This is a genomic window from Streptomyces sp. NPDC059917 (assembly GCF_042730635.1).
Taxonomy (GTDB): domain Bacteria; phylum Actinomycetota; class Actinomycetes; order Streptomycetales; family Streptomycetaceae; genus Streptomyces.
Window position 1 is genome coordinate 26,960 of sequence record NZ_JBHWLC010000006.1, and the last position, 26,549, is coordinate 53,508.

The following is a 26,549-nucleotide window of genomic DNA, read 5'->3' on the forward strand; positions in this document are numbered from 1 at the left end:
ACGCCAGACAGGCTTCGGCGAGTGTCCAGCGACGCCCTCCTTCGCTCCTGACCAGGACCCACTCGAGCCTCCCCTGACAACCGCGGCGGCTGCGGTGCCATCGGCAGCCCTGCTCGGAGCAGCGACAGACCCGTAGATGCGGCGGCAGAGTCTCGCGGCGAGCATGCTCCGCCAGATGCGCAAAGACTTTGGACCGCGCGTCCCGGCTCGCGCTCCCCACAAGGCCGCACGTCTGGCAGCTGAGGACCGACCCGTGGTCGCCAGGCTGGATGGCCACGGACCAGACCTGCTTCATTACGCATCTCCTCCTTCCCGTCCGACACCGGCGTCAGTGACGGCAGGCGGTCCGCAGCGACATCACGGCTGCGCGGATTCTGTCAAATAGGGCAGAGGTCTGCACTGACATAACCCGGGTCGGGACCGTGCGATAGCCGGGTGACGATCTTTCCGCCCGACCCGAATCTCGAGGCCCTCCGCGTGGAGCTGTCTCGCCTTCGGGCTGCGCGCGGGTGGTCGTACGACCAGCTGGCCGAGCGTAGCGGCCTGGCCCGTCGCACCCTGATCGAAATCGAGCAAGGACGGACCATCGGCAGCCTGAATACGTGGCATGCCATCGCACACGCCCTCGGTACGCCCGTTGGTGAAATCCTTGGCCTGATGTGCCGTGGGCACGAACCCCCTGCACCCCCGAAGCCTTGAGCGGTTCGGATCTCACATCCGTTGCCACCCTCTCGGGTGACGACATATGCACACGACTTCGCACACCGCATAAATTATCGAACGAAGTCGCCGGGACGGGTGCCCAGCGTTGAGCGTGCGGGCATGAGCGACTCGCCGGCTGCCAGGGTCGCGCCATGCACACGCACACCTCTGCACCCTCCCGACCGACGGCCCGACCGGCCTGGCACCTCTCCTCCACCGATGTCCGGTCAGTCGCCTGCCCCACGTGTGGGGCAACCCAGGGCCAGCCGTGCCTTAGCCTGCGCGACCGCCCCTTGACCGTGCTCCATCGTGGCCGCTCGCACCGGTATCTCAACCTGCGCTTCGGCCTCAGGGCAACAAAACCACGGCGCGGTGAGGTTGATCCGGCTCCGCGACTGGCAGGTCCGGGCCTGCGAGCCGTTCCTCTGCCGCACGCCGAACCGTGGCGCCTTCCGATGAGCGAAATCGCCGATCTCATCGACTTCAGCTTCATCGACCACGCCAAGGTGGTGGTCGCCGAAGCATGTGACATCGGGCGCGCCGGACTGACCGAGCTGCTCTACGACGGCGACCGACTGTCCGCCTCCATCGACGCACTGACCTACGCCTCGCACGACCTACAACTCCGCGGTGAAGAACGGTGTCTCGTGACCGGCTGGCGGGACGAGGAGGCGGAGCACCTCCACTGGCAGCACACCGCAGTCGCACAGCGGTTGGGCGAGGCCCGGAAGGAATTCCAGCGGCGACGCAGGGAGGAGCTCACCGCTGCCGGGATCCTGCCCGTTCCCCTCCCCACGGATGATCCACGCGAGCAAGCTCTGCTCTGGCTGGCCCAGTACCTCGAGCCTCAGTTCCGTCAACTGTTCAATGAGCAGTCGGAGACCGCAGGACTGTCACCCGAGGCATCAGCGGCCATCCGGACAAGGCATGCTGCCATCGAGCGTGCCGCGGCACGCGGTCTGCTTCAAGCTCCCCTCCACGGCAGGGCCTTGAGCATGCACATGATGAGCGAAGGCGAGTTCCGACTCCACGTCCTCGACGACGCCAGCCGCCAGTCCGACCGCGACGATGCTCTGTGCCACCCTCTCCTCTTGCATCGCTGGCAGCGCCACCTGAAGTCTCTCCAGGCCGAGGTAGCTTCCGGGGCGCTCAGCACCTCCACTCAGGGCCTCCTGCCGCTGGCCTGGGAGAAATTGAGGCTGCAGTCGCTTCGCGAGGTCAGAGAGCTGATGGGCCGACGCCGTTTGCTGGGGAACCTGTTCCAGAGGTACAGCGAGAACCGACGCCTGCGGTATGCCGTTCATGACGCGATCAGCATCGCGGAGCATAACCATCCCGAGAAAGCACTTCTCACCGCAGCCGCGCGTGATGCCCGTGAGGAACTCGGGCGTCGCCATCCCGATCTCTACCGACTCGTACGGAACCTCTTGGATCCACACCTGACCCGTTATGGCCGGCTGCGGTTGCGCACCGATCAGGACAGGAGGCAATTGCGCGGCAGGGTGATGGACGCGCTCACCGACTGGGCTCAGCAGACACTGTCCGCCCCCCATGTAGAACATGGCCAGCAGCGGCAGCCGATGCACACGCTGGAAGAGTGGCGCACCCGGGCAAACGGTGCACCGCCGCCCCCGTAACTCCAGGACAGAAACGTGTGTGACTACGCACGCCCTCGATTGGACTGCCGCCGTCTGCGGTCTCCGCGCTTGCTGGGCACCCCCACGCTGGCCGGGCGTCGTGGCGGGACAACATCGGCACGTCGCTAAAGGAGAGGCAGCAGGCAGGATGTTCAGAAGAGGGCGGCCACGAACCCAGTGGAAGGTGCTGGTCAGCGTCCCTACGCCAGTGGGTTCGTGGCCGCGGGGTCGGCCGGTGACGTGGGTAGGCCAGCGGCTAGGTCCCCTCCGGCTTGATTGTGGAGGGGTGTTCGCTGGCGGAGCCTTCCCGGGTGCGCCGGCGCCCCGGTGTCCGGCCGCCTGGTAGTCCGCTTCGTCTGGGTGGAGTCGTACGCGTGTCTGGCGCCAGGCCACGTCGAAGGACAGGTCCCCGCCGGAGGCCCGTACCGCGAGTCGGGCGTTCCAGCTTGTCCTGGGCGAGAGGAGCCAGCGCCATATCCTCTGGCTGACTGGCGCCGCCTTGCGTGGTCCGGTGAGAACGGTCCCCTCATGGACCACCTGCCGGTACCGGTTCAAAGCCATCCGCCAGTGCCTCGACCAGGTCTGCGTGGGCATCGCGGTACACAGCACGCATGCCTCCGGCCGGATGGCGTGGAGCATCCTTTTCTAAGACGCCTTGGGGAAGGTGCTGAGGAACTGGCGGACGACATCGACCAGTGCGTACTCCACGCCAAGGTGTTCGACGGGCCGGTACTGGGCGAGGCGCTGTGCGATCACTGCGGCCTTGCTGTCGTCGGGCGCTTTGGACCACTCGCTGTATTCCAGAGCCACCCCATGGTCACGACTCCGCAGGTCCGGCATCGGCGTCGCGCCACGGCCGGAGCTGGGAGGGGATCCGAAGCGCCTTGCGCAGCGAGACGACTGCCGCGTCGTAGGCGACTCCGGGCTCGCCGAACAACAGGTCGGAGATGGGCGAGCTGGCCAGGTGCCGTTGTGACCTGGTCGAGGATGTCCTTGACCGTCTCCAGCTCGACATGCCCGTCGTCATAGGCGTGTGCCCAGCTGTAGAGGACTCGGTGTCGACTCGGGCGTCCCCCAGGGCTGCACTCCACCTATTGACGAGTGCGTCCTTGACGTCGGGGTGCTGCTCGGCCGAGGACAGCATGACCTGCACGATCCAAGGGTCATCCTGTGGGTCGAGGAGCGCGAGGAAGGCCCGGTGGGCGGCCAGATGTCGGCCTTCCGCAGACCATTTGCCCGGTGCCGCCCAGAACCGGGCCAACTGGTTGGGGCCTCTGGCGGTGCTGCACAGGGCCGCTTCAGCGGCCAGGACAGCCTCGTCGCGGTCCTCGCGGCTCAGGACATGCTTGACTCGGACCAGGGCCTGACTGGGGTAGTGCTCGGCGAACTCCCCGTGACAAACCCAGGCCACGACCCAGGCCACGGATTCGGAGGCTTCCTGGGGCCAGTCGAGGAGTTTGGAGCGGACTTGAGGTCCCGGACCGGGAGCCTCGGCGGCCCGTGTCGGGACAGTGGCGATCAGGTCCAGGTGCTCGACCCGGCTGTCCTTCCCGATCCACTCCTTGATGGTGGTGATCGCCCTGAAGTCATTCTCGGCAATCGCGAGTTCGACCAGCAGATCGCTGATCTTCTTCAGCCGGCCCGGCCCGGTCTCGGCGGTGATGAGCTGATCGAGCCAGGCCAGCAGCGGCTGGTGGATGTCGGCACGCTGGTGCCACAGGATCACCAGAACCGCGCGGGCGTAGCCCGCCTTGTGCTCAAGGGAGATGTTACGGCCCATGACCTCGACCCCGACGTCGGACAGCCGGCTCGTCAGGTCAGGCCCGGTGAGGATCTCCCGGACACTCTCGGCTGTGTTGTCGGCGAGCAGGGCACGCGCCGCTTCCTGGACGGTCAGTGCGTCCTCACCGTCGAGGAACAGGGCGGCGATCAGCAGCGCCCGGTCGTCAGGGTTCTCCCGGGTCTTGTCGAACACGTTCTTGACGTCGGTGCGCCATTCCTGGAAGGCCGCCTTTGCACCCTCCAGTCCCTTCGGTGATTCCTCGACCTCTGCCAGCCTCGCGGCCAGCGCGCCGCGTCGGCGGGGGTAGAACTGGCCGTCAGAAGCATCGCCGCGGGACCGGGGGTTGCCCACGTTGGGCCGCTGCAACCAGTCGGCACATCCCGGCTTCTCGTACAGGTTCCTCAGGTGCGCGCCAGCGACTTCATAGGCGGACAGCCGGAGCTTGGCTGTGACCACGACGCGGCCGAGCGCACCGGACTGATCACCGGGCACCGACGACCAGCATGAGAACCCCAGGATCTGGTCACACCAGCCCTCTCACCTGCGACTTCAAGTTGGCGAAGGCTCGGTGGGGGTCACCGTCAACGTCCGGATGGTGACCGCCTCGCCGAGAGCCACTGGACCAGGACGTTAGGCCGGTCGGCGACGCCCATTGCGACCTCTACCGTCGGCCGTACCCCCACCAAGTTCGAAGCCCCACTAGAGCCTGTCTCCTTGATGAGTCGATCCACTGATCGGCGCCCCCTGAATGCTTGCGACATCGCGCATGGAAGCCTGTCCACATGGACACATTCGAGGACCGACTCGACGGCGGGTGGAAGTGGTGGGAAGCCGCCATCGAAGAAGCGCAGGAAGGGCGTTGGGTCCGCGACGCCGTGGAACGGCAGGTCATCAAGGACATCGCTGCCGCCACCAACCCTCTCCATGGTGGGCGGATGGCCCCGTTCACCGAGGACTCGTGGCACGTACGCATCGGGAGGATCGCGAACTGGGCCGGAGTGCTGCGGCTCGCGGCCCGGTCAGGCGGCTGGGTTCTCCAACCGGTCGCCGGACGCATCCCGTCAAACCCTGCCGGCATGGCCGAGCTGCTGTCTGGCATCTACGCGGTCGGCGAGCAGGGAGAAATCTGGATGCAGCGGCTACTGAAGGGCGAACTGCCAGCAGAAGACGAGATCGCGAAGGCTGAAGGCTTCCTCACCGGGCCGGGGTCGATCGAGGACCTTGAGCTCTTTTTTTACGACTGACAGGCCGACCCTTCATCGTCACCGCCGTGCCCAGATGAGGATGGCGGCGAGGTGGAGTGCGGCCTGGTAGGCGATGGCAAGCTTGTCCGTTCGCATGGCCAGGCCGCGCCACTGTTTCAGCCGGTTGATGCGTCGCTCGACCGCGTTGCGTTGCCTATATGTCTCGGCGTCGAAAGCCGGTGGGCGACCGCCGGCGCGGCCTCGCCTCAGACGGTGGCTGATCTGGTCGGACGGCTGGGGAATGACAGCGCGGATTCCGCGTCTGCGGAGGTGATTTCGGATCGCGCGGGATGAGTACGCGCGGTCCGCCAGCACGGCGTCGGGTCGGGTCCTCGGTCTTCCCGGGCCGCTTCGCAGAACCCGGATGCCGGCCATGACGGTCTCGAAGGCTGGGGCGTCGCCCGCCTGGCCTGCGGTGATGCGGAGGGCCAGGGGCCGCGCATGGCCGTCGCTGGCGAGGTGGACCTTCGTGCTCAGGCCGCCGCGGGAGCGGCCGAGCGCGTGATCGTCGGGTTCGGCCCGGCCTGGATCCCCTTTTTCCTGGCTCCGGCGGCGTGCTGGTGAGCCCGGCAGACGGTGGAGTCCACCGACACGGTCCAGCTGATGTCGTCAGCACCCTCGGCCGCTGCCAGGACCGCGAAAAGGATGCGTTCCCAGGTGCCGTCCACGGCCCACCTGATCAGCCGTTTGTGGGCGGTCTGAAATGAGCCGAGCTCGTCGGGCAAGTCCCGCCAGGGCGATCAGGTTCGGTACTTCCACGCGATGGCCTCCACGGTTCGGCGGTGATCGGCCCACCGCCGACCACGGACCGGATCGGCCGGCATCAGCGGCTCGATCCGGTCCCACATCGCATCAGTGATCACTAACCGGACGGACACATCCGATCAACTGACCAACCGACCAAAGAGACACGCTCTAGTCCTTACGGGCGCCACGAATAGATTTGAGCCTCACGGAAGATGGCGTCGACCTCGGCCGACTCCGAGGGGCTGAAACACAGATTTCTGCATGCCTTGACGTTCTCCCGGAGCTGATCGACTGACGACACTCCCACGACCGCAGAGGTGACACGCGAGTCTCTCAGCGCCCAAGAGATGGCGAGCTGAGCCAGCGTCTGCCCGCGCCTCGACGCGAGGCCGCTTAGCCGCCTTACTCGGCTTAGCAACTCCGGGGTGATCAAACGCCTTTTTGGGTGCTTCCCTTGAGCCGCGCGTGAATCAGCCGGCATGCCACTCAGGTAGCGATTCGACAACAACCCCTGAGCCATGGTGCCGAAGACAACACAGCCCATCCTTTCTTCTCCAACAAGATCGAGCAGGCCATCCTCCTCTATCCATCGATTCATCATCGAATAAGACGGTTGATGCAGCAGTACATTCACTCCTAGACTTCGCAGGATCTCAAGACTCCGGTAAGAGTCATTACGGCTATACGAAGAAATTCCCACATATCTGGCTTTCCCTGACTTGACGGCAAAAGCCAAAGCATCCATGGTTTCTTCGAGAGGAGTGTCGGCACAGTACCGATGCGAATAGAAGATGTCCACGTGATCCAGACCCATACGTGCGAGCGACTGATCCAAGGCCGCAACAATATGCTTACGTGATCCACCTTCACCATAGGGCCCTGGCCACATTGGGTAACCCGCCTTGGTAGAGATCACGATCTCATCTCTCCGCCTCGCCAAATCTGATCCCAGCACACGCCCAAAGAACATTTCCGCCTGGCCGTTTGGCGGACCATAATTGTTAGCCAGGTCGAAATGCGTCACTCCGATGTCCAGAGCAGAGAGGATCACTCTACGTCGGTCGGAATAGTCCCCATCTGATCCAAAGCCCTGCCAAAGTCCGCAAGACACTGCCGGCAGCACCAGCTCACTGTTGCCGACGCGCCGGTATATCATCCGTCCCCCTAGGGTGGCCATCAGTACAACCCGAGGCTGCTCTCTCGTCATTCCAGCGGGCAGCTTAAGGCACTCCTTCTACTTTTTGATCTTTCGGGTGTCCAGATGACCAACCGAAGCCGAATAGGGTGTCATTCCGATCAATTCCATCAGACGTCGCGCAGCGTCATGCGGCGACTGGCCCCGCCCATTGGAGATGATGGGCCAACGCTTCTCCTCAGCCACCACCCGCAATTCCTTCGCGATTCTGGAGGTGAATTTTCCGTAATCGCGTGCGTCATGACTGACCACACCGCTATCGTCGAATACTGGTTCGTAACGGTTAGCATCGGAATACCATCGGACCCTGTCACTCTCAGGGGTTTCCACGAGTACCGTCAGATCAGGCGTCGGGACATACGGAGACGGTGGGAAGATTGGGCGTTGCCACTCCCAGAACTCATGAAGTTGGGCATCATCGAGCTTGAGACACAACTGGGCTTCGATACCGAGTCTAATCCAGGTCTTGTCCCACCAGCTTTCGGCGATGACGATCTCCCCAGCCGCCAAGGAAGGAGACACCTGGCTGTGATAGATAGCCGCGTACTGCGTAGCGGAAGCCAGCGTCAGCAGATCGAAAGAAACTGCCGCCTCATCCCCGACTCGAAACAGATTTCGCACGGCCTCGACTAGGTTCGCATATTCCTCGCTATAGTGCTCTTCTGATTTCTCACGGTGAATTCGGCGAACTACACGACCCTCCTGGCGAAGGATTTCGATGATACTGTCTGTGAGCGTACTCTTACCTGAACCGTCAGCACCCTCCAGTACTACGAACACCCCACTCTGGGGAACCTCTACCGAAGACGTCATCAACACTCCATCGCTCTGTCGGGAATGGTTCAGCTGCTGGCTACATGGGAATTTCGAAGTTAGTGGGGGTCATGGTCGACGTCCGGATGGTCCCCCTTCGCCGGGGGCCACTCGACCATGGCGTTCGGTCGGTTGGCGATGCCCGTTGCGACCTCTACTGTCGGCCGTACCCCCACCACGTTCGAAGACTCGCGATAGGTCAATCCATGGATTAAGACACAAACGTCATCAATGCCGCATCCACGAGACGATCCAAGGAAGATGCTATTTCCGGCCTCGCTTGTCTCGGCCCACGTTCGACAAGGGAGTCAGCAATCGCCATCCCGACAGATGCAGCCACTCCTCTGTAACGGGCGACAGTGAACAGCGCGCTCGCCTCCATGTCAGCCGCGGCCAGACCGCATCGCTGATAAGCCACCACCTCGGCTTCTGTCTCACGGTAAGGCGCGTCAGTTGTCCAACTGGTAGCCCGTGTGAACGGGAGTCCGGTTGCCGTCATGGAATGTGCGTAGGCACTCGTCAGGTTGGGATCCGCATACGCGTAGAGAGTCGGTGGCGCGTAGTGATGCGACGTACCCTCGTCTCTCAAGGCTTGATCGCACAGAACGACGGAGCCGGCACCCAGTTCAGGCGTCAGTGCGGCAGCGGTGCCGACCGCGATGACGGCAGATGCTCCCAGCGAAGCCAACTGCTCCAGAACCAGAGCTGCGGCGGGAGCGCCCAGGCCAAACCGTCCGCAAAGTGCGACACGTACGCCTTCATGCTCCGTAAGCCACAGCTCCCCCCTGCACCAGCCTTCCCGCAGGGTCGGCTGGTATCGCGCCACAGCCCGCCGCAGCACCGAGTCCTGATACAGCAGAACCACTCCCTGACACGTTTCTAGTTCCGCGCCGGGGTGTCGGGACCGAACGTATTCTGCGTGCTCTGTCGGCGCGATCAGCGACGGAAGTTTGTGCTTCGCCCGCGTCCTGGGCACCTCGTAAGACGAGGCCGGCAGCGTCACCGGGCCGTGCCCTCACACACGTCGTCTTGCACGACCTCTCGCTCGTCCAGAGACTTGAGGAGTTCGCGCTCGTGCGCTGAGTCCACCACGTCGACGATGTCCCAGGGAAGGACGTCGTCATCCATCCGGCGCAAAAATTCTTCCTGCCGCAACCCCTGCCGCGCGAGCGCCTCATGAAGCTGCTCGGGAGAAATGGCGCTCAAATCCACACCGCTGTCGTGCAGGTCTTCCAGTACCGTACCGACCCGGCGGTCACCGCGGATGCATACGCTTTCCAGGTGCATGCGCGCGGATTCTCCCCACATGACACGGAAACTACGTGCGAAGCGGTCTGGACCGACCAACCCCCTCAGGCGTTCCTCGACTTCCGCCACCTTTTCATCCGTATAGATCGGATTGGCCATACTGGTGCGCTGGCTGACTGTACCTGGCTTCGGCATGTATTGGGTAAACTTCACTATCACCGTGCCATCCTCGCGAGCGAGGCGGTCAAACACATCGACAGCATAGTCAGCGATGGCGAGACGGTCTTCTTTACTCTCGCCGGGGGCGCCGACGATGAAGTAGAGCATCACGGTGTTGAACTCAGGATGCTTACCACACATCTCAATTGCACGGTTCACACGTTCTTTGGTGAGAGTCTTGTTGAAAATACGCACAAGCTCCGCGTTGGCGAACTCCGGAGCTACGGTAATCACCCCCCTGACCTCGTTCTCCAGGGCCAGCTCCGTCAGCATGTGCCCGAAGTCACCCAGGTCGTTCACCGCGTCCAGATAGCTGTTCGACACCTCATCAGCTCGCACGGAGCCAATGATCGTCGTCACCTTTCCGCCGACCCTCTGCGAGTAGTCACTCAACTTACCCAAGAGATCGAAGCGTTTTCCATACTGCGTAAAGGTTGGTGAGCTGATCACGAACTTACGAATGCCTAGCTCTTCACACTTGTCCAGGTATGCAGAGAGCAACGAGTATGGAGCCTGCCGGAATGGGGGCACACCCAGAGTGCAGAAGTGGCAGTCCCAGCGGCACCCCAGCGTCGGCACCATCATCGCGATCTCACCGTCCGAAATCGGAGCTGTGAAGTGCGTCGCGGGAAGCTCACTGAGCGAAAGGTATTGCGGTCGCACCTTCGCAGGAACGCGCGGGTTACACGGCTGTATCGACAGCACTCCGCCGCCGTCACGGTAGGTGACCTCATACAAATGCGGGACATACAGGCCGGGAATCTGAGCGATGCTTTCTAGCATTGCTTCGCGCCGGCCTGTCCCCCGCGCCTCGGAAAATTTCTGGACCAGCTCTCGCATGCTGACCTCGGCCTCGCCGAGCGCCACGACATCCACGTAGTCACCCAGGACCTCAGGATTCGCGAATCCAGCGCTGCCACCAACGATCAGAGGATGGCGCGCGGGGTCGCGGTCGCTTGCTCGGCGAGGGATTCCCGCTAAATCAAGCATCTTGAAAATGGTCGCAAGATTTCCTGCGTTCGTGATACTAAGAGCAAGGATATCCGCATCAGCGACCGAGGCTTGATTTTCTATCGTTCGGTAGACGTTTTCTCCCTCCGGGAGAAGAATTCGATTCCCTTCCTGCCTCAGTGAGTCGAAGACCAGAGCTCGCTCCGCCACTGCCCCCAGGCTTCGATCTCGGTTGATCATGTCGTAGAGCGACATGGTTCCCAGTGATAGGAGAGAGTATTCATGCCCATAGGGCATGAGGAACACAACTCGCAGAGAGTCATTCGGCTTATCCGACAACGGATAGGGGCCACCAAAATTGACCTCTCGTCGAGTGATCTCTTCAATTTCGCGACTAAGTGCAGACATGAGCAGGCCCCTAGTTATTTTCGTCGGCGACGGATCGCATCACATTAATGATCGCCGCACAGATGAAGTCATTCTCTGACGAACTCATCGACGGATGCAGTGGAGGACAGAAAAGCCTCGCGGCTGTTGATTCGGATACTGGGAACGAAGGCTTCCCCAGGTGTTCGCGAATTCCTGGATGAGTTAGATAGGTTGGCGGGTCGGCCACCACGCTTCCGATGCCATGCTCTTCCCGTAATCGCTGCCTCACTCGGTCACGCAGCTGCCCGGCCCAGTCCTCGGGGACGAGTAGGTTGTACCGGTAATAGACGTGGCGCCGCCCCGGCAACTCGGGAGGAACTGTCAGCTCGTGGACCGCCCGCAGGAGTTCAGACCTTCGACGAGCGAGCCGGATACGGGCATCGTTCATCGAGCCGAGTCGGCCAAGCTGCACGAGCCCTACCGCAGCCTGGAGTTTCGTCATCTTGTAGTTGGAACCCCAGTGCTGGTTCTTGCCGAACGATCGTAAGCGGCGAAGATTGGCGGCCAGTCCGGCATCCTGTGTGGTGACCATGCCACCTTCACCAAGCGTCGTCATCAGCTTCTTCGACTGAAACGAGAAAACTGAGGCCCAGCCGCGAGCTCCGACCGGGCCTGCACCGTCGTCGGCACCGCAAGCCCGCGCAGCATCCACAATCAGCTTGGCCGGCCCGTGCACCGGATTCAGATTGCGCGACACAATATCTTCCAGCACGTCCATGTCGGCCGGTAGGCCGTTCATGTGGGTAACCAATATGGCGCGGGTGCGGTCAGTGATACGACTTTCCACATCCGCCGGGTCAAGATTCAGCGTATTCGGATCGATCTCGCTCAGCACGAGTTTCCCGCCTTGCCCCGTCACTGCCAGGTGGGTTCCGACGAAGTTGAGAGCTCCGGAGATCACTTCATCCCCTGGTTGCAGGTTCAGACATCGAAGGACCATGTCGAGTGCAGTGCCGGCACCGTTGTAGGCGACCGCGAACCGAGCTTCACAGCTTGCCGCAAATGCATCTTCGAAAGCCATCTCGTGCTTTTTTGCCCGAAAACCCACGTGCGGATCGATCGACTCCTGCAATGCCTCGATGACGGCGTTGATTTCTTCTTGAGTGTAAGTCGCGCCGAGTGCTGGCTCGTCAGCCCATGCACGACCTTGCCCTCCATCCCGAGAAGACCTCATATCTCGCCCTTTCCGGCGGGCAACGTCATTCGGGTGCGCCAACGCGCGAAGTCTATCTCCGAATGTCTCGACCCCATCGATTCTTGATAGGCACTCACTTGTCCATCAAGGACATCGCTGACCAGAATGGTCGTTTGAGTCAGAGCGGATTCATAGAAGGCCAGAGAAGTCGCGAGGGTTCGCAAGGCGGAATCAGAATCTATTTCCACGTCAGACCCGTCACGGATAGCGATCAAGAATTCAGCGCACTCCACAGCAAAGCCATCTTGCAGCCCGAACGGGAAAAATCGTTCGCGCTGGTTAGTGGAGAGTCCGTCCATATAAGGATCGTGGAAGTCTCGCAGCGTCTGCTGCCGTCCATCGGACAAGAGCACGCGGGCACCGGGCAGCGGAGCATGGAACAGTTGACCTCCGTCGTCCACTATCGCTCCCTTCGTCCCTCTGATAGCGAAACAGAAGTCATCGGCACCGGGCAGGCTACTCACGCAGGAGAAGATCCCGGTCGTACCGTTCTCAAAGACCAACAGGGCCGTGAGGAAATCTTCCCTCTCGTCGAAGCCGATCTGATCGTCACTGTGAATCACCTCGGCATCTTGGATACGTTTCCCTGTGGCGGTGACACTTCTCACGGGGCCAAGGACGTAAGCGAGTGCGTCCAGCAGGTGGGCGCCGTTGTCGATGGCCCAACCGCCCCCGCCCGAGGCTCTTCTGGCTCTCCAACCTGCTCTGGGAGGCGCCGGTTGGTGTCGGACCCGCTGCGCCTGAACCATTTCCGGGCTCCCCAGTAGACCTACCTCCTGGACCAGCCACCGGAGTGTCCGGATGGTCGGCGTCCGGCGATGATTTTCAGCTAACGACAAGGTACGGCCGGCACTCAACGCGGATTGACGCATCCGCTCTCCCGCAGCAACGGTCGTCGCCAGCGGTTTCTCGACCATCACAGAAATGCCCGCCGCCAGGGCAGCGCAGACAATCTCCTCATGAAGGTGAGTGGGCAGGCACACATCCAGGCCGTCGAGATTCTCACCGAGCAAATCTTCGTATCGGGTGTGCACGGTGACGTTCGCCCGTTGCCAGCGAGCTATCTCCCTGGCAGCGCGTTCCGCCAGTTCTCGCTCTGAATCGCAGACCGCTATAACCTCGAAAGGCATGTCGGCCACCCGGGCCACCGCCTCCCACGCCCTTATGTGCTCTGCCCCGATCAGTCCGCAGCCGATCAGTGCTAGCTTGATCGTCCCAGTGCTCACGCCGTCTCCGATTGCCGAGGCGTCTGCATGTCAGTCAGTACGCGCATGCCGGCTCGATAAGCTTCTTCAGCCGCCGATTCAGGGGCCATGGCATGGAGGCTCGGATGTTTCAACTCGATCGACACCGGCCCCTGGTATCCGATGTCAGAGAGCGCGCCGAGGAACCCCAGAAGGTCGATGACGCCGGAACCCGGCAGTTCACGCATCGTGTCGTCGAGCCTGCGCGGGTCACCGGCAGGAGCATCATTGAGATGCACGAAGAGAGGGGTATCCCTTGAGATGAGTGCAATATCTCCTATTGCGCCATCCGAGGTATACCAGTGGTAACTGTCCAGGAGAACGCCCACATTCGAACGGCCAACAAGGCGCACGACCCGAAGTGCCCCTGCGAGCGTTCCATAAGCCATCGCTTTCGGCTGCGCTTCGCCGATCCCTATGTACTCCAGGACCAACGCCAACCCGTTCCGTCGTGCGACGTCCGCAGTCCGCCCAATGCGGTCCAGTAAATCCTCTTCACTGATTCCGTCGGGTGCACCGGAGAAGCTCTGAGGTAAAATCAGGGCACCGCTGCGACTGCCCCACTGAGCGGCAAAAGCCATCTCGCCCTCGGCCGCAGCCAGACCCTCCGTGAACCGCTTCCTCTCCCAATTCAGCCGCAGCGACCAGCCGCCATGGACGGGGAGGATCTCGCCACTCCGCAGGAGACTCCTCGCCTCTCTGTTCTCGGTGGCTTGCTTCAATCGGTGGGCCGACATCTCTATGTACCTGAAACCGGCCCCGTGCGCCGAACGCACCACACGCGCCGCGGAGGCCTGCGGGTTCAGGACTGCACGATTTAAACTTAATTCCACGAACTTGCCTTCCATCATCCAGGCACCGCAATAGCGACTAGTGCTGTCGCGACGACTATGCAGGAGCCTTACTGTCGGGAGCGGCCGGTTCCACGGTCACAATCGGCTCGCCTGGCCGAGTAAGAGCTGCGACAAACGCGAGGATGGCCTCGACGGCGCCTAAGGGCATGCCAAATTATGCGGGCAGGCGGGTTCGGTACAGCACCAGCGTGACTTACGCCAGTGGACGTTCACTGCGCGTACACCCCAAGGCAGGTGCCGCGGCCGGGTGGTGCGGTAGTCCCTCAGCCGAGTGGAGAAGACCCCGCAGCCGCGGCAGGCCCTGGCGGAGTCCTCGCTTGCCACCATGTTCACCAACGAGCCCCTCCCGTAGTCGTCGCCCTGCACCACACTCACCCCCTCCAGCCCCAGCAGTCGCGTCGCGGCAGTGTTGATCTCGGTATCGTAAGCACTCGAGCCCGTGGGGTTTCTTGATCGGTTGCCTAGAGACCAGCCGTGATCAAGAAGACCCGAGGGCTCCTTGTGTCCGGAGTGCCCCATACCCCTGATCTCTTACACACAGTGACCGACCGTCAGGTCATCACCCACGCACCCCCATCAAGTCCACAGACCTGGGTTAATGGGTCCTGGGGCAAGCACGGTAACGTCCTCGCCCATGTCCTGCGATACCGCATTGATCTTTGGGAGGCTAACAGGCTATGACGTGAGCTGGCTATGGGTTCATTGGGATCGTTCGGGACAAAGACAGTAACTGGGTGTCAAGTGGCCGTGGTGCTGGTCAGAGTATGTGCATGCACTGGCGAGGCTTCAACGGGCCGACGGGTCTGGTTTCTAACGGGGCGCCGGGATAATGCGGATCCGACATAGAACGGTTCTGGGCATCCACGATCCCCTACAGCCTGTGATGCCTTGCCGTATACCGCCCCTATCGAGGGCGCTGCGGCGACCGTGCTACGCAGCCGGTCAGTCGCTAGGGGCTGGAAAGTCTTATCCGCCTCGAATACTCGGCAGGGCTGGTCATGACGCGCACACCGAGCCCCAAGGCGAGGCTCTCCACCGGCTGGGCAAAGCCTGTCCCATCCAATCTGGCCGCGATGGCATGCCCAGTGTTGATGGCCTTGCCAGACTGATCCTCGGGCGCAGAACGGAGCGCCCGAGTCCCCTTCTTGCGGCGACCAGATCCGGTGATATCACCCAATCACCCTGGATCGGGAACTTCCGCTCTCCACACCACCGGAACCAGGCGAAACGGCCGCTTCAGCACAGAACTTGGCGATGATGTCCGCTGTTTGCTCAGGCTGTTCGAGCCAGAACAGATGACCGGCGTCCAGAATGGTCAACCGGGCATCACGGATGCCGCGAGCGACCGCGATCCCGTCCTCCGGGTGCACCATCCGGTCTGCTTCGCCGTGGATCACGAGAGTGGGGACTCTGAGCTCCTGCAGGCGGTCGGCTGTCGTGTGTCGCGCAAGCGCGCCGGTCTGTAGCACGGTAGCGCGAGGATCCACAGGGAGCGTCAGCACTGAGTCCTGGTACTCCAGCCATGCTTCCGGAGGGAGCGCGTCCTCGTCCTTGACCCCCAGGCGGAACATGTTGCGGGCCGTCGCAATGCGGTTGCCGCGCACGACTGCGGCAGCGACCTCAGCTTCGCACGCGGCACGCGTGGTCGATGCGGCGGCGCCACCGGCATGTGTGCAACCGAGCACGAGCCGGCGGACCCGGTCCGGATGACGAAGCGCGAGCTCCTGGGCGATGACGCCGCCCATGGATACACCGACGATGTCCGCCCTGGTCCAGCCGACTCGGTCGAGCACCCTTGCGGCGTCGTCAGCAAGCTCCTCGATGGTGAACGGGCCGCTCACAGGCGCCGAGTGTCCGACACCGCGGTGATCGTAGGCGACGACGTCGAACGCCCGTGCAAGCAGCGACAGTAGCCTCTGGCCCCAGTGCAGATGGCTGGCCGCGGCTCCTTGAATGAGCAGCAGTGGCGCCCCCACGCCCCTGCGGACGTAGTGAAGCGAGTCATGTCCGCTGAAGTCTAACGACGGCATACGCACCTACCCTACGTCCGCAGATCGCATGGAGAATTCGGATCCGACGGGATGCCCGAACTTCGCCACAGCGAGCCGCACTTCTTCGGCCAGCTTCGTCCAGGCGTCACCGCTGAACAGATGGTCGGCATCCTCGATACGGCGGCAGACAAGGCCGCCGGTGGTCTCGTCCGCCCACCTCACAAGGTCGTCTTCCGTGACGCCGTCGGCACCACCGATCGCGGTTATCGGAATGTCCAGGCGCTCGCCCGGCACATACTCATAGCGACGGATCATCTGCATGTCCGCTTCCATGACCGCGACCAGAAGGTCCATCAACTCCGGATCGACGCTCGCACCCTCGGGAATGTAACGACGTGGGTCGTCTTCCTCTGACAGCGAGTCCGCGAGCAGGCCCGGAGCCACTTGATTGACAACGACGAGACCGCCGAGTGCAGGTGCATCCATCATGCGCAGCGCTCGGGCGACTTCGAAGGCGATAATGGCGCCCGAGCAGTGGCCGACGAGATGCACCCGCTTCTCGCGCAGCTGCGCAATCGCCTGGGCGAGCTCGGCGGCGACTCCTGCGATGCTCGCTGGAGGGGGTTCGTTGAAACGCGCTTCGCGCCCTGAAAGCCTTGCGCCGTATAGGCGTGCAGTGCCGTCGATCGTCGACGCCCATGCCCGGAATGGGCGGGCACCGGCCCCCGCCCACGGGATGCACACCACCGCGTCGTCGTGCGGGGACGACTCGTTCCAGCAGATCAGGCTCTTCGCAGGTACGGCGGCCGCTTTCGGGGCGGCCGGCCCGTGTGCCTCGTTACGCGCGGAGATCTCCAGCCCGGTCAGCTCGCTCACCGTGCCGTCCTCGAATCGCAGCGAGAGAACGATCTCCGGCAGCAGGCGTTCGAGCGTCGCCAGCATGGCCTCGTGATCGTCGGCGACAGCCTGAAGGAGGTCGAGTTCCTGCGTCGCCACTCCTCGGCTGAGTTCCGTTCCGGCCGAGACGAGGAGCCGGTAGAAATCGACGTCGGCGAGGCCGCCCAAAGCACTCGCCGTCGGAGCGGCGACGAACTCGACCGCACCGGGCGGAGCCAACGTGCTGTGTTGGAACCGGACCCGATGCGGGCCCGAGGGCTGACTCTCGTCGAGCACCGTCGGAATCTGCGCACCGAGCGCTGCCTGCGCCGCGAGCGCCACCATGTCGACCGCGGCGCCAGCGTTCAGAAGCTCGGGGATGAACCCGCCGAGGCGGCCGTTGATCTCGATGATGTGAGGGCCGTCTTCGCAAACCTTGACCTCGACGTGCAGGGCGCCGACCGTGATGTCGAACGAGCGGACAGCCCGGAGGACGAAGTCGCATATCTCCGAGCGCTCGGATGCGGACAGGTGCGACGGCCAGAACTGACCGGGCTCGCGGAACGGCTGGATGAGCGGGAGCTTTCCCGTCACGGCGAGCACCACCGGCTCCCCGGCGGCCATCAGGACTTCGACGGAGACGTAGTCCCCGAACGGATGCATGTCACGGCCCTGCAGGAGCCGCTCGACGATGTACCCGCCCTGCTCGTCGGCCGTCACCATCGCGGCGGCGGCCTCCAGGTCCGCCGGCGTGGCGACCTTCCGAGTGTCCCGGCTGCCCGTCCCCCGGTCCGGTTTGACCACGACGGGCATGCCGAGGCGGCTGACCGCCGAGCGGACCTCGTCGGCCGTCGCGGCGGCGAGGAACGGCACATCATCGCATCCCGCGCCGGCCAGTCTCTCCCGCTGCGCCAGCTTCGACCTGAGCGCTTCGGCGGTCCGGCGCGGCATGCCGGGAAGCCCCCACCGCTCTGCGGTGTCTGCGGCTGCCACGACGCAGAGCTCGCTATAGGTGACGATGCCATCGATCGTGCCGAACTCCGCCCTGGCCGCCTCGGGGGTGTCGAAGACCGGTACGTCGAGCGTCTCGAAGATGTGTCTGCCCTGCTGCGCGTGCCGGTCATCCGAGCTGATCACGACGACCAGGTCGGCGATGGGCTCGACGGCCCGGACGATGTCCCACGGCCTGGCCGATCCGTAGGCGTAGAAGCAGAGCAGCCGCGGGGTCATTTCTGCCTCAAAATGACGGGGGAAACGAGGCCGCTGCCGAGGAATACGGCCCCGAGCACGACCCAGCCGGGCAGTCCGGCGACGACGACGGCCGAGGCCAGGAGCGGACCCAGGATCACGACGGACTGGCTCAGCAACCCAAAGCTGGCGAGGTACTTGCCCTGTTCGGCCGGGGGCGCAAGCCCGTAGGACAGGCCCCAGGAACCGGCCGAGCTGTAGAGCTCCCCTGCTGTCAGCAGGAGTGTGACCACGATCAGCACCACGATCGCGACGGCCGCCGGGAGATGTGGCACCAGCGGGAAGAGCAGACAGCAGACGAAGAGCGCGATGCCGGCGAGACGGTTGGCCTGGGCCGCGCCGCTCACCGTCTCGGATCCCCTGCTCACGCGCACCTGCAAAGTCACGGCCAACACCGTGTTAATCATCAACAGGACCGAAATGATCCAGCGCGGCGCCTGCGAGTGCAGGGCGACCTGGAGCGGCAGGGCGACATCGAGGATAGCGGCGCTGAGGTAGAGGGTGCCGCAGATGACGGAGGCCGCGGCGAATCGCGGCTGGCGCAGCGGATGCCGGGATTCTGCGACCTCTACCTCCGCATTCGCATCTGGTACCGACTCGGCCTCCGCTTCCGGGGCCGCCGCCTTGGCCAGAGGGGGCACGCGGACGCGGCTCAGGAGTGCGCCGGCACCCACCAACGATGCCGCGTTTCCCCAAAGCAGCATGTTGTAGGCGAGCTGGCTGTCGGCCGCCAGGGCCACAGCCGCGAGGAGCGCGCCGACACTCATGCCGACGTTGAGGATCATGCGGTTGTAGGCCGCTGCTGCGACAACGCGCGAGCGGCCCCCCGCAAGATCGGACAGCAGCACCCCACGGACCGGTATCGCGGCGTTTTGGGCCAGCGCAATGCCCACGATGACCGCGACGAATGCGACCTGGCCGCGGACGAGGGGGAACAGCGCGAAGAAGACCGCCTGCACGCCGAAGAGGAAGACCAGTGCCTGCTTTGCGGACCGGGACCGGCGGTCCACGAACCGCCCTGCAGGCAGGGAGGAGAGAAGGCCCACGGCTGCCGCGACCGTGAGGCTCGCGCCGACGAAACCCGCACTGAGATGTAGGGACCGAACAAAGAAGACAATCGCGCCGGTCGTGTAGAGACCGGTGCCGAGTGACGTCACGAGACTCGCGAGTGCGTACGTGCGCAGAGCGGGAGTGGGTGGGGTTAATGCTATCGCCAGGCGGGTGACTACGCCTTGAAATCCGGCGCTGAATACTTGCTGATCTGCACCGTCCGGGTCTCCGGCGCGCGCCGGCGGAACGCTGGGATCGACATCGCCAAGAGTGTCGGGACTGTCATGATTCGCGACGATTACGTCAGGGTCGCCCGACTTACTTAAATCTGCTTCGCCCATGCCCTTGTTCATTGGCATCACGGTTCCTCAATGGAGCGGAATCTTGCAAGTTTGCGGGATCATAGCGGATCATGTTCGGGGCTTTACAGGCATCGCACCTCGCATGCGGCGGCCTGGCCACCGGCTCGATGTGGCAGCACACCGGCGGAATCCGGCCGAAGACTTCGTCTTGGTCCCGCAGTTCGCCGAACCGCAATTGGGAGACGACACCGAGGTCATGAGGCATCGCGACGACGTTCTGCGCTCGTGGTTCGATCCCCAGCACCGGCTGGTCCGAACATTTCCGGTCGCCGAGACCGGCGCGCAGGCCGAAGTGGCTGGGAATGGCCTCCCAAAGGCCGACGTCGAAGGATACGAGCTCTCGGTGCTCGAAGGCTTGCGGGATGTGAGCGTTCAGCACGCCGTCATCGAGGTCGCCAGTAGGCGATCCTCTCCGCCCCCATCAGAGCGGCCCCGAGCCCCGGGGCCTCGAGGTGGTCGATTCCCGTTCGGGGAGTCGGCCTCTCCCCTGTCATTCCTGTTCGCACACGGCGAGTAGCACGATTGGATCCTGACGATGACTCAGAACCGCATACGCCACGAGTTACAGTCCATTTGGATCGCAGTCCTAGGCGTGCCGCAGGTCGGCGGCACGGACGACTTTTTCGACCTGGGCGGCGACTCGCTCGCCGCGGCCCGGATGACCTCGCTTGCACAGAGTGCGGACATCCCCCTGCGTGCCATGGACGTGCTGAAGAACCCGCGCTTCGCCGACCTGGTGACGGCGGTCGAGGGAAAGGTCGTGGATGCACCTCGGTAGCCCGGCGGCCACGCAGTCCGAGTCGGCCGAGACAGCGCGGCTCACGATTCTCTCCCGGACGGCCACGCTCACCGAAGCACTTGCAGAGTGGGCCCGGTTCACACCGACCGCGGTCGCGGTCACCCATGGCGACCACCGGTTGACATACGCCGAGTTATGGGCCGCCATCGAGCGGCTCGCGGGCACGCTCCGCTCGTCCGGTGCCGGCCCCGGGTCGGTCATCGCGCTCCGCCTGGCCCGCGGTTGGCGCCAGATCGTGGCGATCGGCGCGGTGCTCGAGGTCGGAGCAGCGTTCGTCCCAGTCGACCCCGCCTATCCCCCATCCCGCCAGGAGTATGTCCTCGGTGACTCGGCGGCAACGATGGTCATCGAAGACCAAGGCGACGATTTCGCCGTGCGCCACGTCGAGCTGACCGAGGCAGCCCCCGCCCCACCCGGAACGGCGTACATCCTTTACACCTCGGGCTCCACGGGGCAGCCGAAGGGCGTCGTCGTCGGGCAAGCCCACGTGCTCTCCCTTCTACGCTCCTGTTTTGCGCTCCTCGACATCGACCACCGCGACGTGTGGACGCTCTTCCACTCCTACAGTTTCGATTTCAGCGTCTGGGAGATGTGGGGCTGCCTCCTCAGTGGCGGTCGGCTCATCGTGGTGGACCTGGAGACAGCCATCGAGCCCGCGGCGTTCTCATCGCTGTTGACTGAGCAGGGCGTCACGATCCTCAACCTCGTGCCGAGCGTGTTCAGCGTGCTGGCCGAGTACGCGGTTTCAGGCGCCGTCGAGTTCCCGCGTCTGCGGTACGTCGTCTTCGGCGGAGAAGCGATCAAGGTGGAGGCGATCAACCGTTGGGCTGAGGCCGGTGTCGCGCCAGCCGCCTCGATGGTCAACATGTACGGGATCACCGAGACCACCGTCCACGTGACCTTTGCCCCTCTCACGGTCCCGGCCCGACGCCGCGATGGGTTCACCCCGATCGGCAAACCGCTGCCGCACCTCGACGTGGTGATCGCCGACGAGGATCTGCGCCGGGTGCCGCCACTCTGCGTGGGAGAGATCCTTGTCGCGGGCGAGTCGCTCGCATACGGGTACTGGCGTCGTCCCGAGTTGACGGCGGAGCGCTTCACGACCCGCGATGGCGTGCGGTACTACCGTTCCGGCGACAGCGCGTACGCTGACGAGGAGGGGTTCCTCTATTACGTGGGCCGCATCGACGAGCAAGTCAAGGTCCGTGGGCACCGGATCGAGCTCGCTGAGGTGGAGGCGGCGCTTCGCGAACCCGCCTACGTCACTGACGGAGCCTGCGTCGTCAAGCGCGGCCCGGCGGGACACGAGGTGCTCGTCGCGTACGTCGTCGCGCTATCACGCGGCGACGCGTCCGACTCAGAGCTGCGCACATCCCTCCGGTCGCATCTTCGCACCAGGCTCCCTGCGCATGAGGTGCCAGGAATGGTTAGGTTCTGCGACCGGCTTCCGCTGACACCGTCGGGCAAGGTCGATCGGGCACGGTTGGCGGCCGCAGAGTCGTGAACAGCGAAGCTCCCACGGACTCCGCGGGAGCTTCGCTGACGATCAGCGGACAATGTCTACGTCAGGCTGTCACACCGCAGGTTTGCCCTCGAGGAACTCCGCAAGGCTGTTCACTGTCGGATACAGGAAGAGATCGACGGACCTAAGACCCGGCCAGCGGACGCGGAGCCGCTCCACAACCTGAAGGACGTGCATCGACGAGCCGCCGAGGTCGAAGAAGCCGACTTCCCGGTCGACCGTGCCCTCCCCGAGCACTTCCGCCCAGACGGCGCCCACGACCTCGTTCGCCGGGCCGCTGAGGTCGATGTGCGCAGAGTGTGCAGAGTGTGCAGACTCAGTCATCGAAGCCCTTTCGCAGAGTCTCACCGACGCGTCGAACGTAGTCGACGTCTCCCGAGTCGAGGACAGTTACGATCACGCCATCCACACCGACGGACCGATAATTCGCCAGCTGTTCCAGCACGTCGGCTTCGGTTCCGCAGAGCGCGAAGCCGCGGGTGGCGCGAGGAGACAGGTGGTACAACCGCGCGAGTCGATCGACGGCGATCTGCAGCTCCTGCTCGTTGTCCGAGATGAGTACGTGCCCCAGCCAGGTCTTCGTGATCTCGTCCGGGTCGCGCCCCACCGACTCGCAGGCGCGAGTGAGCACCTCGATCTTGTGTCGCACGGTGGCCGGCGCGCCGAAGAAGTTACATGCGTCGCCGAACTTCGCGACCGTGGGGATCAGCACCCGTTCGCCGCCTCCCCCGATAAGGATGGGCGGACCCGATCTGCTGATCGGACTCGGGCTGTTCAGCGGCTGCGCTATCCGATGATGCCGACCCGCAAACTCCGGTGCGCACTCGGTAAACATTGCGCGGCAGATCTGAACCGCTTCGGCGAGCTGCTGCATACGGTCGCGCGTCGATGGGAAAGGCATGCCGTAGGCGTGGTACTCCTCCTCGTGCCATCCGCCTCCGATGCCGAGGATGGCGCGGCCACCGCTGATGACGTCGATCGAGGTGACCATCTTCGCGAGCAGCGCCGGATTACGGAACCCGCAAGCCGTGACGAGTACGCCGAGCTTCGCTGATCTCGTTACGGCGGCCAGCGCTGCCAGCGTCGTATACGCCTCCAGAATTGGCTCTTCACGATCCCCCACAGCGTCGATCTGCTGGAGGTGGTCCATCGTCCATAAGCTGTCGAAGCCGGAGTTCTCCGCCGCCACCGCCACCTCGGCGACTCGGGTGAAGATCCCGGCGTCGGGGACGCCGGGGAACGAGTAGCCGGCGAACTGCAGACCTAGACGCGTGACAGGCGCGCTCATCAGCGGACCTGCTCTCGGTCGCCAGCCGTCGCGCCCACGAGCGCTTCCTCCACGTACTGCGCTGAGCTCGCGACCGTGGGCGCGATGAATGGCAGGTCGAGCGGCAGGTCGAGCTGGAAGATCTCGGTGAGCCGGGCACCGATCTCCACGGCGTACATGGAATCGCCGGCGAGGTCGTGGATGAAGTGCGCGTCACGATCGACGGCATCCAGTCCCAGAACGCTTCGCCAGACCGTCTCGATGGCGCCGAACACGTCGTCGGCTCCGACCCCGGCAGCCGGGCCCACCGTCTCCTGCCTCGGTTCGGGCAGTTCGCGGACCACGCGCGGAAGCCAGTACCTACGGCGATTGAACGGATAGGTCGGGAGCGGGATCCGGCCGCGCGATTCCGCCGCGAAATACCGGCGCCAGTCGATCCGTGCCCCGTGCGCCCAGGCCCGACCGGCTGCTGCGGCTACTTCGAACTCCGGACCGATGAGAAGGCAGCCCGTGCCCTCACGGGCCACGCCCGTGTCGTGATGTGCCATACAGGCGTCCAGGGCCTGATTCAGGGTCCCGGGATCACCGCCACCGCTCAGCCAGTCCACCGCGGGGCCCATCCACTGCGGCGCGTCGATGCGGCCGAAGCTCATACCGAGCCGCTTGAGCAGCTGTGCTGCAGTCAACGCCGATACGGCTGCGGCCTGCAACACCGGCAGGTGGTCGAGCTCTGGCTCACCGATCAGCTCGGCGAGCGCCGTGCGGAACAGAGGCTCCTCCGCCAACAGGCGTCGGCCCATCTCGGCCTGCTGCTCATGAGTGCCGTGGATGCTCAACGACCAACGGAGAGCAGGCCGCGCGGGCTCGGCCGGAGCATTCAGCTCCGCGACGAGAGCCGTGGAGTCCGAGACACAGGTCGCCCACCGATATTCGAACTGTGGGCGCCCGACGGCCAGAGTGAATGCGGCGTCTGCCAGGTCGGCGGCGGTGAACGAAGGCTGCCCCTGAATCCGGGCCGCGAGAGCCGACCGCAGCTGCTGCAGCTCGGCCTCGGAGCGCGCCGACAGCCCGACCACCTGGCGCGGACGCTCCGACCCGCCGGTCGGCAGGGCAGCCGGCTCCTGGACTAAGACGTGGGCGTTGTTGCCTCCGAGGCCGAAGGCGCTGACGCCAGCAATCCGCGGCCCGCCGCCCGGCCAAGGCAGGGTCTCGGAGCTTAGGGCGAAGGGGGAGCCCGGCAGGTCGATCGCGGCGTTCGGCGCCCGGAAGTGCAGCGTCGCCGGGATTGTCCCTCGCTCGACGGCCAACACAGCCTTGATCAGGCCCGCGATGCCGGCTGCGGCGTCGGCGTGGCCGATGTTGGTCTTGACCGCGCCAAGCACACACGGCTGATGGGCCCGTTTGCCGGTCTCGAAGACCCGCCGCAATGCCTCGAGCTCCACCGGATCCCCGATCGGGGTCGCCGTGCCGTGGGTCTCGATGTACCCGACTTCGTCCGGAGAGATGCCGGCCCGCGTCAACGCGGCCTGGATGACAGCCTGCTGGCCCGACGCGCTCGGGGCGGTGAACCCCGCCCCCGAGCCACCGTCGTTGTTGACGGCCCACCCGCGAATGACGCCACGTCTCCGGTCGTGCGCCACCTTCGCGTCGTCATCGCGCCTGAGCACCACCAAAGCCGCGCCCGATCCCGGGACCGTTCCCGAGGCCTCAGCATCGAAGGAGCGGCAGCGGCCGTCGCGGGAGAAGATCCCGCCGGGCGCATACACGTAGCCGTCCATGTCCGGCATCAGCAAGCTGACACCGCCGGCCAGAGCGATGTCGCAATCGCCCGCTGCAAGGGCCGAACAGGCCAGGGCGACGGCGCTGAGACTCGTTGAGCACGCGGACTGGACCGTGATGCTCGGACCATCAAGTCCCAGTTTGAAGGCTATCCGCGAGGCGAGGAAGTCCTTCTCGTTCGCTGTCAGGACGCGAGTGTCGGTTCCGTTGGCTAACGTGCGCGGGTTATCGGGAGCCGGTACCGCATGCTGTTCGTGGGGTGTGACGAAGTCGCGGAGATAGTAGTTCTCGCCGCATCCGACGAAGACACCGACGACCGCGTCGTGCGCACCGTGGTAGCCAGCGTCCTGCATGGCGGCCACGGCCACTTCGAGCAAGACGCGATGCTGCGGGTCCATCAAGGCGGCCTCGGCCGGAGGTATACGAAAGTATTCCGCGTCGAAAAGTTCGACGTCGCCCACCTTTGCCACGGCTCGAACGAATCGTTCATGGCCGGACTGCAGATCGGGCCCCTCCACGGCTTCCGGGCCGCGATGGATGCTCTCGACAGCTTCGACTAAGTTCGTCCAATATTGTTCGACATCGTCTGCGCCGGGAAACCGGGCGGCCATACCGATTACGGCGATCGGTGGAACTGCTTTGGATATTGCCATGTGCTCATCCTGTCATGTCGCCGTGGTACTCAGGCTGAACTCGTAGAGCCTGTCGATGCGATCACCAGGGTCCGATGATCAGGCCGGTCTCGGCAAGGCGGCCATCGCGGAGGCGGGGCCGGTACTGGACCTTATTGCGCTTGCGCTGGCTGATCCAGATGAGGCCGTACAGGTCGGTGGCCACGAGACTGGCCACGCTGGAGCAGTGGCCCAGACGCCTCCAGCGGTGTTGGGCTCGGGAGCATAGGCAGGCATCTGGAACACCCGCAGTCACTCCTTGTGCTCGACGGTGAAGTCCCGTAACTCCTGCGCCAGATGAACGCTCCGGTCGCCCAGCACCACACCCGAGGGGCGTTCAGCTGCTGGCGAATGATGACGATGAGATCGCGGTACTCGTGCCAGGCGCAGGTCTTGGGCTCGCCCTTGCGGCCGTGGTAGATGTGCAGCCGGTACACCAAGTGCGCTCACCCTTCGGGTAGTGGTACGCCTCACCGGCACGGAGCCTGCCTGGACGGGCGTCTGCAGGGGCCGCGCCAGGAGCGGATGGCGGGTACGCCGCGGACCAGCGGCAACAGCGCCTGGCTGTCGTGGACGTTCCCGCCGGAGACACCGAGCGTGAGCGGTAACCCCTGCGCATCGGACGGGATGTGCAACTTGCTGCCCTGCTTGCCCCAGTCGACCGGATTGCCCCCGGTCAGCGATGCCTCCTTTTCGACGGATGGAGGCGGCGCCTACGAGCGC

At 64.2% G+C, this 26,549-nt stretch carries 23 protein-coding genes and 1 pseudogene; 5 read left to right on the plus strand and 19 right to left on the minus strand.

Annotated elements, in window-relative coordinates:
* Positions 1-435 precede the first annotated feature (435 nt).
* Both ACFWAR_RS05350 and ACFWAR_RS05355 read left to right on the plus strand, forming a co-directional pair.
* Complete coding sequence (locus tag ACFWAR_RS05350; protein WP_385773295.1) at positions 436-699, plus strand: helix-turn-helix transcriptional regulator; 264 nt, start codon at positions 436-438, stop codon at positions 697-699.
* A gap of 458 nt (positions 700-1,157) precedes the next feature.
* Positions 1,158-2,339: a hypothetical protein gene (locus ACFWAR_RS05355; protein ID WP_385773297.1), complete on the plus strand. Its 1,182-nt coding sequence runs from the start codon at positions 1,158-1,160 to the stop codon at positions 2,337-2,339.
* Positions 2,340-3,156: 817 nt separating this feature from the next.
* On the opposite strand, the gene ACFWAR_RS05360 is transcribed toward ACFWAR_RS05355, so the two are convergent.
* Complete coding sequence (locus ACFWAR_RS05360) at positions 3,157-4,614, minus strand: hypothetical protein (protein WP_385773299.1); 1,458 nt, start codon at positions 4,612-4,614, stop codon at positions 3,157-3,159.
* A 290-nt stretch (positions 4,615-4,904) separates the two neighbouring features.
* On the opposite strand from ACFWAR_RS05360, the gene ACFWAR_RS05365 reads away from it, so the two are divergent.
* Complete coding sequence (locus ACFWAR_RS05365) at positions 4,905-5,366, plus strand: hypothetical protein (protein WP_385773301.1); 462 nt, start codon at positions 4,905-4,907, stop codon at positions 5,364-5,366.
* Between the two features lie 18 nt (positions 5,367-5,384).
* Here ACFWAR_RS05365 and ACFWAR_RS05370 read toward each other — a convergent pair.
* The 13 genes and pseudogenes from ACFWAR_RS05370 to ACFWAR_RS05430 form a co-directional block, all read right to left on the minus strand.
* A pseudogene (locus tag ACFWAR_RS05370) lies at positions 5,385-6,214 on the minus strand (IS5 family transposase).
* Between the two features lie 74 nt (positions 6,215-6,288).
* Positions 6,289-7,290 carry an aldo/keto reductase gene (locus ACFWAR_RS05375; protein WP_385773537.1) on the minus strand — a complete coding sequence of 334 codons (1,002 nt, stop codon included), beginning with the start codon at positions 7,288-7,290 and terminating at the stop codon, positions 6,289-6,291.
* A gap of 57 nt (positions 7,291-7,347) precedes the next feature.
* Positions 7,348-8,088 (minus strand): dTMP kinase, encoded by a 741-nt coding sequence (locus ACFWAR_RS05380; protein ID WP_385773303.1) that lies wholly within the window; start codon positions 8,086-8,088, stop codon positions 7,348-7,350.
* A 244-nt stretch (positions 8,089-8,332) separates the two neighbouring features.
* Complete coding sequence (locus tag ACFWAR_RS05385; protein WP_385773305.1) at positions 8,333-9,124, minus strand: nucleoside phosphorylase; 792 nt, start codon at positions 9,122-9,124, stop codon at positions 8,333-8,335.
* Positions 9,121-10,794: a B12-binding domain-containing radical SAM protein gene (locus ACFWAR_RS05390; RefSeq protein ID WP_385773307.1), complete on the minus strand. Its 1,674-nt coding sequence runs from the start codon at positions 10,792-10,794 to the stop codon at positions 9,121-9,123. The genes ACFWAR_RS05385 and ACFWAR_RS05390 overlap by 4 nt, the downstream gene beginning before the upstream one ends.
* Before the next feature lie 163 nt (positions 10,795-10,957).
* Positions 10,958-12,142 carry a DegT/DnrJ/EryC1/StrS family aminotransferase gene (locus tag ACFWAR_RS05395; RefSeq protein ID WP_385773309.1) on the minus strand — a complete coding sequence of 395 codons (1,185 nt, stop codon included), beginning with the start codon at positions 12,140-12,142 and terminating at the stop codon, positions 10,958-10,960.
* Positions 12,139-13,389, minus strand: a complete 1,251-nt coding sequence (locus ACFWAR_RS05400) for a Gfo/Idh/MocA family protein (RefSeq protein ID WP_385773311.1) — start codon at positions 13,387-13,389, stop codon at positions 12,139-12,141. The genes ACFWAR_RS05395 and ACFWAR_RS05400 overlap by 4 nt, the downstream gene beginning before the upstream one ends.
* Entirely contained in the window at positions 13,386-14,258 is an 873-nt protein-coding gene (locus tag ACFWAR_RS05405) for a sugar phosphate isomerase/epimerase family protein (protein ID WP_385773313.1), read from the minus strand. Before ACFWAR_RS05405 ends, ACFWAR_RS05400 begins: the two co-directional genes overlap by 4 nt.
* A 141-nt stretch (positions 14,259-14,399) precedes the next feature.
* Positions 14,400-14,780: a transposase family protein gene (locus tag ACFWAR_RS05410; protein ID WP_385773315.1), complete on the minus strand. Its 381-nt coding sequence runs from the start codon at positions 14,778-14,780 to the stop codon at positions 14,400-14,402.
* A gap of 650 nt (positions 14,781-15,430) precedes the next feature.
* The gene (locus ACFWAR_RS05415; RefSeq protein ID WP_385773317.1) at positions 15,431-16,291 is read right to left on the minus strand and encodes an alpha/beta fold hydrolase; all 861 of its coding nucleotides are present in this window, start codon (positions 16,289-16,291) and stop codon (positions 15,431-15,433) included.
* 6 nt (positions 16,292-16,297) lie between these two features.
* Entirely contained in the window at positions 16,298-18,358 is a 2,061-nt protein-coding gene (locus ACFWAR_RS05420) for an alpha/beta fold hydrolase (RefSeq protein ID WP_385773319.1), read from the minus strand.
* Positions 18,355-19,785 carry an MFS transporter gene (locus ACFWAR_RS05425; RefSeq protein WP_385773321.1) on the minus strand — a complete coding sequence of 477 codons (1,431 nt, stop codon included), beginning with the start codon at positions 19,783-19,785 and terminating at the stop codon, positions 18,355-18,357. The genes ACFWAR_RS05420 and ACFWAR_RS05425 overlap by 4 nt, the downstream gene beginning before the upstream one ends.
* Complete coding sequence (locus tag ACFWAR_RS05430) at positions 19,745-20,167, minus strand: hypothetical protein (RefSeq protein ID WP_385773323.1); 423 nt, start codon at positions 20,165-20,167, stop codon at positions 19,745-19,747. The genes ACFWAR_RS05425 and ACFWAR_RS05430 overlap by 41 nt, the downstream gene beginning before the upstream one ends.
* A 156-nt stretch (positions 20,168-20,323) precedes the next feature.
* Between ACFWAR_RS05430 and ACFWAR_RS05435 the strand changes: the two genes are divergently transcribed.
* Together ACFWAR_RS05435 and ACFWAR_RS05440 are read left to right on the plus strand one after the other, a co-directional pair.
* A complete protein-coding gene (locus ACFWAR_RS05435) occupies positions 20,324-20,566 on the plus strand; it encodes a phosphopantetheine-binding protein (RefSeq protein WP_385773325.1) in 243 nt (80 codons plus the stop codon).
* Positions 20,553-22,091: an amino acid adenylation domain-containing protein gene (locus ACFWAR_RS05440; RefSeq protein WP_385773327.1), complete on the plus strand. Its 1,539-nt coding sequence runs from the start codon at positions 20,553-20,555 to the stop codon at positions 22,089-22,091. Before ACFWAR_RS05435 ends, ACFWAR_RS05440 begins: the two co-directional genes overlap by 14 nt.
* A 69-nt stretch (positions 22,092-22,160) precedes the next feature.
* On the opposite strand, the gene ACFWAR_RS05445 is transcribed toward ACFWAR_RS05440, so the two are convergent.
* The 5 genes from ACFWAR_RS05445 to ACFWAR_RS05465 all read right to left on the minus strand — a co-directional run bounded on the left by ACFWAR_RS05445 (position 22,161) and on the right by ACFWAR_RS05465 (position 26,506).
* Positions 22,161-22,433 (minus strand): phosphopantetheine-binding protein, encoded by a 273-nt coding sequence (locus tag ACFWAR_RS05445; RefSeq protein WP_385773329.1) that lies wholly within the window; start codon positions 22,431-22,433, stop codon positions 22,161-22,163.
* Positions 22,426-23,397, minus strand: coding sequence for a TIGR03560 family F420-dependent LLM class oxidoreductase (locus ACFWAR_RS05450; protein ID WP_385773331.1), 972 nt, complete (start codon positions 23,395-23,397; stop codon positions 22,426-22,428). Before ACFWAR_RS05450 ends, ACFWAR_RS05445 begins: the two co-directional genes overlap by 8 nt.
* Positions 23,397-25,808: a beta-ketoacyl synthase N-terminal-like domain-containing protein gene (locus ACFWAR_RS05455; RefSeq protein WP_385773333.1), complete on the minus strand. Its 2,412-nt coding sequence runs from the start codon at positions 25,806-25,808 to the stop codon at positions 23,397-23,399. The genes ACFWAR_RS05450 and ACFWAR_RS05455 overlap by 1 nt, the downstream gene beginning before the upstream one ends.
* A 61-nt stretch (positions 25,809-25,869) precedes the next feature.
* Positions 25,870-25,992 (minus strand): hypothetical protein, encoded by a 123-nt coding sequence (locus ACFWAR_RS05460; RefSeq protein ID WP_385773335.1) that lies wholly within the window; start codon positions 25,990-25,992, stop codon positions 25,870-25,872.
* A 304-nt stretch (positions 25,993-26,296) separates the two neighbouring features.
* Positions 26,297-26,506: a transposase gene (locus ACFWAR_RS05465; protein WP_385773540.1), complete on the minus strand. Its 210-nt coding sequence runs from the start codon at positions 26,504-26,506 to the stop codon at positions 26,297-26,299.
* Between the last annotated feature and the right edge of the window lie 43 nt (positions 26,507-26,549).

What these genes read in the sequence shown, in the direction of transcription:
- ACFWAR_RS05355 (WP_385773297.1), top strand. Translation starts at nt 1,158, where the DNA reads ATGAGCGAAATCGCCGATCTCATCGACTTCAGCTTCATCGACCACGCC.
- ACFWAR_RS05365 (WP_385773301.1), top strand. Translation starts at nt 4,905, where the DNA reads ATGGACACATTCGAGGACCGACTCGACGGCGGGTGGAAGTGGTGGGAA.
- ACFWAR_RS05375 (WP_385773537.1), bottom strand. Translation starts at nt 7,290, where the DNA reads ATGGCCACCCTAGGGGGACGGATGATATACCGGCGCGTCGGCAACAGT.
- ACFWAR_RS05390 (WP_385773307.1), bottom strand. Translation starts at nt 10,794, where the DNA reads ATGTCGCTCTACGACATGATCAACCGAGATCGAAGCCTGGGGGCAGTG.
- ACFWAR_RS05395 (WP_385773309.1), bottom strand. Translation starts at nt 12,142, where the DNA reads ATGAGGTCTTCTCGGGATGGAGGGCAAGGTCGTGCATGGGCTGACGAG.
- ACFWAR_RS05405 (WP_385773313.1), bottom strand. Translation starts at nt 14,258, where the DNA reads ATGATGGAAGGCAAGTTCGTGGAATTAAGTTTAAATCGTGCAGTCCTG.
- ACFWAR_RS05410 (WP_385773315.1), bottom strand. Translation starts at nt 14,780, where the DNA reads ATGGGGCACTCCGGACACAAGGAGCCCTCGGGTCTTCTTGATCACGGC.
- ACFWAR_RS05415 (WP_385773317.1), bottom strand. Translation starts at nt 16,291, where the DNA reads ATGCCGTCGTTAGACTTCAGCGGACATGACTCGCTTCACTACGTCCGC.
- ACFWAR_RS05420 (WP_385773319.1), bottom strand. Translation starts at nt 18,358, where the DNA reads ATGACCCCGCGGCTGCTCTGCTTCTACGCCTACGGATCGGCCAGGCCG.
- ACFWAR_RS05425 (WP_385773321.1), bottom strand. Translation starts at nt 19,785, where the DNA reads ATGCCAATGAACAAGGGCATGGGCGAAGCAGATTTAAGTAAGTCGGGC.
- ACFWAR_RS05435 (WP_385773325.1), top strand. Translation starts at nt 20,324, where the DNA reads ATGACTCAGAACCGCATACGCCACGAGTTACAGTCCATTTGGATCGCA.
- ACFWAR_RS05440 (WP_385773327.1), top strand. Translation starts at nt 20,553, where the DNA reads ATGCACCTCGGTAGCCCGGCGGCCACGCAGTCCGAGTCGGCCGAGACA.
- ACFWAR_RS05445 (WP_385773329.1), bottom strand. Translation starts at nt 22,433, where the DNA reads ATGACTGAGTCTGCACACTCTGCACACTCTGCGCACATCGACCTCAGC.
- ACFWAR_RS05450 (WP_385773331.1), bottom strand. Translation starts at nt 23,397, where the DNA reads ATGAGCGCGCCTGTCACGCGTCTAGGTCTGCAGTTCGCCGGCTACTCG.
- ACFWAR_RS05455 (WP_385773333.1), bottom strand. Translation starts at nt 25,808, where the DNA reads ATGGCAATATCCAAAGCAGTTCCACCGATCGCCGTAATCGGTATGGCC.